This window comes from Roseovarius halophilus (ex Wu et al. 2025), assembly GCF_047086965.1.
Genome location: NZ_JBKOTX010000331.1, coordinates 1 through 3,919, shown reverse-complemented (window position 1 = coordinate 3,919; position 3,919 = coordinate 1). Strand labels below are relative to the sequence as shown.

Here is a 3,919-nt window from a genome sequence, read left to right as displayed (position 1 = left end):
ACCCGGTGGGCATCGAGCCGCTGCCGGTCAAGCTGGGCAGTCCCACCGTTCCCATGCCAGGCTACGACATCCAGATCCTGGCCCGATGAGACCCCCGCGCACGCCGAGCAGGCTGACGATGACGCCCCGCGCGCGGCCCCGGGCGGTCGTCGCGCGATCATCCCGGCAGGCCAGCCCTTGCCGCCCCAGCCCAGCGCCAACGAGATCGACCCCGAGGCCCTGGCCAAGGTCAGCGAAGTCGAGAAGACCGCCAAGAAACTCAACCTGATGGACCTGACCGAACGGACCTGCAAATGGCCCATCGGCGACCCGGCGACCGAGGATTTCTATTTCTGCGGTCTGACCGTGCAGCAGGGCAAACCCTATTGCGAGGCCCACGTCGGCGTGGCCTTCCAGCCCATGTCCAGCCGCCGCGACCGCAAGCGCTAGACCGTTTCCAGGACCCGTTGTTTCAACGCGGGCAGAAGCTCTTCCTCGATCCAGGGGTGGCGGCGCAGCAAGGCCGTGTTGCGCCAGGACGGATGCGGCAGGACGAAGGTGTCCGGCGCATGGGTGCGCCAGTTGCGAAGGGTCTCGACCACGCCCGCCCGTGCGGCCTGCGGGCCAAGGTGCCAGGCTTGGGCATAGCGGCCGATCACGACGGTCGTGGCGATATTCGGCAGACTGTCCATGACCACGGCGTGCCAGGTTTCGGCGCAGCGGCGCGGCGGGGGCAGATCGCTGCCGCGCCTGTCATAGCCGGGAAAGCAGAAGGCCATGGGCACGATCGCCACCTTGTTCTTGTCGTAGAACACGTCGCGGCTCAGGCCCAGCCAGCCGCGCAGACGATCGCCCGACCGGTCGTCGAAGGGCACCCCGCTTTCATGCACCCGCAGCCCCGGCGCCTGCCCCGCGATCAGCAGCCGCGCACCGGGCCGGAACCAGGGCACCGGGCGCGGGGCATGGGCGGTTCTCGTGGCCGCGAAGTCCTCGGCACAGAGCGAACAGGCCCGGATACGGGATTTCAGCGTGTCGGCATCCACGGTTGACGGCTCCCTTCGGGCTGGCACCCTAGCGCCGCCACGCCCCGTTGTCAGCCAGCCGCCGCCTTGCCCTCGGCGGCCCAGATCGCGCCACGGCGGATCATCTCCGTCACCTGCGGCACCTTCAGGTCGTCGAGTTCATGCCCGATGGAGCAATAGAACACGCGGCCCTTGTCCCAGCGGCGGGTCCAGGTGACGGGGATCACCGTGCCCTCGATCCACCACAGGTGGTCGCCGGAAAAGGTTGTCGTGGCCAGCACCGTGTTCGACGGGTCGGTCAGCATGTAATATTGCTCGGACCGGATGCGGAAACTGCGGATGCCTTTGACCAGCGGGTGGTCGGGCTGGCAGATCGTCACGTCGTAATCGATGTAGTCCTCCTTGGGCTGGAGGTTGTCGGGCCAGCCCGGAGGATGCGCCACGAACTGCCCGCCGATCAGGAAATGATAGGTCGGGCGGTCGCGGAAGGCGTCGCCCATGTGCCCGTGCCATCCCGCCAATCCGCAGCCATCGCCGATCAGCTTGAGCAACCCGTCCTCTTGCGGCTTGGTCATGTTGCCAAACTCGTCCTGGTGGCCCGAACGGGCCGAGGACCAGATCGGGGTGATCAGGTCCAGGTCGGCCAGGTCCTCGGGCCGGTCCAGCGGTGCTAGCGAGTCGTAGACATCGACAGTGAACCCGTTGGCCTCCAGCAGGTCCTTGTACCAATCGGCGAAATGCGTCGGCGTGTGGCCTTCCCAGCCCCCGACGAAAAGCGCGGCCTTCATGTCTGGTCCTTCCTCATGAATTGCAGGATCGAGGCCATGTCGCGGGCGCCATAGCCCTCGGCCTCTGCCCCGAGCAGCTTGTCGAGTGTCACCTGCCCCTGCGGCATGGCGGTGCCCAGCCTGTCGGCCAGGGCGGATGTGACCTGCATGTCCTTGCGCGCCAGTGCGACGGTGAAGGTCACGTCATGGGCCGCCTCGTCCAGGTAAAGCGGGCGGCGGTATTTCAGCATCGGTGCGGCGGCGGCGCTGTTCTCGATCACGTCGTAGGCGGCCTCGGGGGCGATGCCCGCCGCCTCGGCCAGGGTCATGGCCTCGGCCAGGGTCTGGTTTATCCCGTGGATCAGCGAGTTGACCGCCAGCTTCATCACCGCGCCCGCGCCGGTGGCGCCAAGGCAGATCGTTGCCCGCCCCATGGCCTCGAAAAGCGGCATCAGCGGCGCGGCCTCGGCCTCGGAGCAGCCCGCCATGATCAGCAACTGCGCATCCGCCGCCGCCTGCGTGGCGCCCGAGACAGGGGCGTCGATTACCGCGCAGCCTGCTGGCGCTGCTTCGGCCAAGGCCGCGATATGATCGGGCGACATGGTGCCCATTTCCACGAAGACCCGCGCGCCCCGGCCCGCGAAAAGCCCTTCGTCGCCCAGATGCACCGCCTCGGACGAGGGATCGTCGGCCAGCATGGTCACGACGACCTCGGCCGCCTGCGTCAGTGCGGCGGGGCTGTCGGCGACAGCGCACCCGGTGCGGGCGGCCAGCGCCCGCGCCTTGTCGGGCGCGCGCCCCATCGTCGACCTGATGTTCGGCGATTTTTTGTACCTGGTCATGGATCAGCTGTGCAACCAGGCGGCCAAGCAGCACTACATGTCCGGTGGCAAGCTGACCGTGCCCATGGTTCTGCGCACCAATCTGGGCGCGACACGCCGGTCGGCGGCGCAGCACTCGCAGAGCCTGCAGGCGCTGGTGGCCCATATCCCCGGTCTGAAGGTGGCGATGCCCTCCTCGGCCTACGAGGCCAAGGGCCTGATGAAGACGGCGATCCGCGACAACAACCCGGTCGTCATCTTCGAGGACAAGCTGATGTACCAGGACAAGGCCCCGGTGCCCGAAGAGGAATACCTGATCCCCTTCGGCGAAGCCCATGTGAAGCGCGACGGGTCGGACATCACCCTGATCGCGACCTCCTCCATGGTGCAGGTGGCCGAGGCGGCGGCGGCGATGCTGGAAAAGGAGGGCATCGAGGCCGAGGTCATCGACCCGCGCACCCTCGTACCGCTCGACGAGGCGACGCTGCTTGAGTCGGTGAAAAAGACCTCGCGCGCGATCGTCATCGACGAGGGCCACCAGAGCTACGGCGTGACCGCCGAGATCGCCTCGCGCCTCAACGAAAAGGCCTTTTATCACCTGGATGCGCCGGTGCTGCGCATGGGGGCGATGGATGTGCCCGTGCCCTTCAGCCCGGCGCTGGAAGACATCACCGTGCCGACGCCCGAGGGCGTGGCCGAAAACGCGCGCAAACTGTGTGCAGGGGACATGATTCATGCAGCGTGACGTGACAATGCCTCAGCTGGGCATGGCGCAGGATGCCGGCAAGATCGTGTCCTGGCTGAAATCCCCCGGCGACGCGGTCGCCAAGGGGGATGCCCTGTTCGAGGTGGAGACCGACAAGGCCACGATGGAGGTCGAGGCCCAGGCCGCGGGCTTTCTGACCGGCGTGACGGCGGGTGAAGGCGACGATGTGCCCGTGGGCGCGGTGATCGCCCGGATCAGCGACAGCGCCGAGGATGACAGGCCCGCCCCCGCGGCCCCAGCCCCGGCGGCGCAGCCCCCGGCAGAGGACCTGCCCGAGGGGCATTCCGTGACCATGCCGCAACTGGGCATGGCGCAGGATTCCGGGCTGCTGGTCAGCTGGCTGAAATCGCCCGGGGAGGCGGTCGCCGCGTCGGACGTGCTGTTCGAGGTCGAGACCGACAAGAGCACCATGGAGGTCGAGGCGGGCCGCGATGGATACCTGGCCGCGACACTGGCACAGGCGGGCGAAGAGGTGCCCGTGGGCGGCCCGGTGGCCATCATCAGCGACGCGGCCCCGGCCAGCCCGGTGGCCCGGTCGGTGGCTGCCGCGGCCCCGGCGGCCCC

The 3,919-nt window shown here is 68.3% G+C and carries 6 protein-coding genes; 3 read left to right on the top strand and 3 right to left on the bottom strand.

The window, feature by feature from the left end; all coding sequences use genetic code 11:
* The coding region (locus tag ACH107_RS30765) for a GcrA family cell cycle regulator (RefSeq protein WP_412509487.1) at window positions 1–429 on the top strand (429 nt) is incomplete at its 5' end.
* On the opposite strand, the gene ACH107_RS30760 is transcribed toward ACH107_RS30765, so the two are convergent.
* Genes ACH107_RS30760 through ACH107_RS30750 form a run of 3 tightly spaced genes read right to left on the bottom strand, consistent with a single transcriptional unit; the run spans window position 426 to window position 2,571 of the window.
* Entirely contained in the window at window positions 426–1,022 is a 597-nt protein-coding gene (locus tag ACH107_RS30760; RefSeq protein ID WP_412509486.1) for a uracil-DNA glycosylase family protein, read from the bottom strand. The genes ACH107_RS30765 and ACH107_RS30760 overlap by 4 nt on opposite strands.
* A gap of 50 nt (window positions 1,023–1,072) precedes the next feature.
* Window positions 1,073–1,789, bottom strand: a complete 717-nt coding sequence (locus ACH107_RS30755; protein ID WP_412509485.1) for a ThuA domain-containing protein — start codon at window positions 1,787–1,789, stop codon at window positions 1,073–1,075.
* Window positions 1,786–2,571 (bottom strand): NAD(P)-dependent oxidoreductase, encoded by a 786-nt coding sequence (locus tag ACH107_RS30750; protein WP_412509484.1) that lies wholly within the window; start codon window positions 2,569–2,571, stop codon window positions 1,786–1,788. The genes ACH107_RS30755 and ACH107_RS30750 overlap by 4 nt, the downstream gene beginning before the upstream one ends.
* Between ACH107_RS30750 and ACH107_RS30745 the strand changes: the two genes are divergently transcribed.
* Complete coding sequence (locus ACH107_RS30745; protein WP_412509483.1) at window positions 2,552–3,334, top strand: alpha-ketoacid dehydrogenase subunit beta; 783 nt, start codon at window positions 2,552–2,554, stop codon at window positions 3,332–3,334. The two genes, ACH107_RS30750 and ACH107_RS30745, sit on opposite strands and share 20 nt — an antisense overlap.
* The coding region (locus tag ACH107_RS30740; protein ID WP_412509482.1) for a biotin/lipoyl-containing protein at window positions 3,324–3,919 on the top strand (596 nt) is incomplete at its 3' end. The genes ACH107_RS30745 and ACH107_RS30740, both read left to right, overlap by 11 nt.

Excerpts from the sequence above, each read along its gene's own strand:
- ACH107_RS30755 (WP_412509485.1), bottom strand. The coding sequence starts at position 1,789 with ATGAAGGCCGCGCTTTTCGTCGGGGGCTGGGAAGGCCACACGCCGACG.
- ACH107_RS30750 (WP_412509484.1), bottom strand. The coding sequence starts at position 2,571 with ATGGGGCGCGCGCCCGACAAGGCGCGGGCGCTGGCCGCCCGCACCGGG.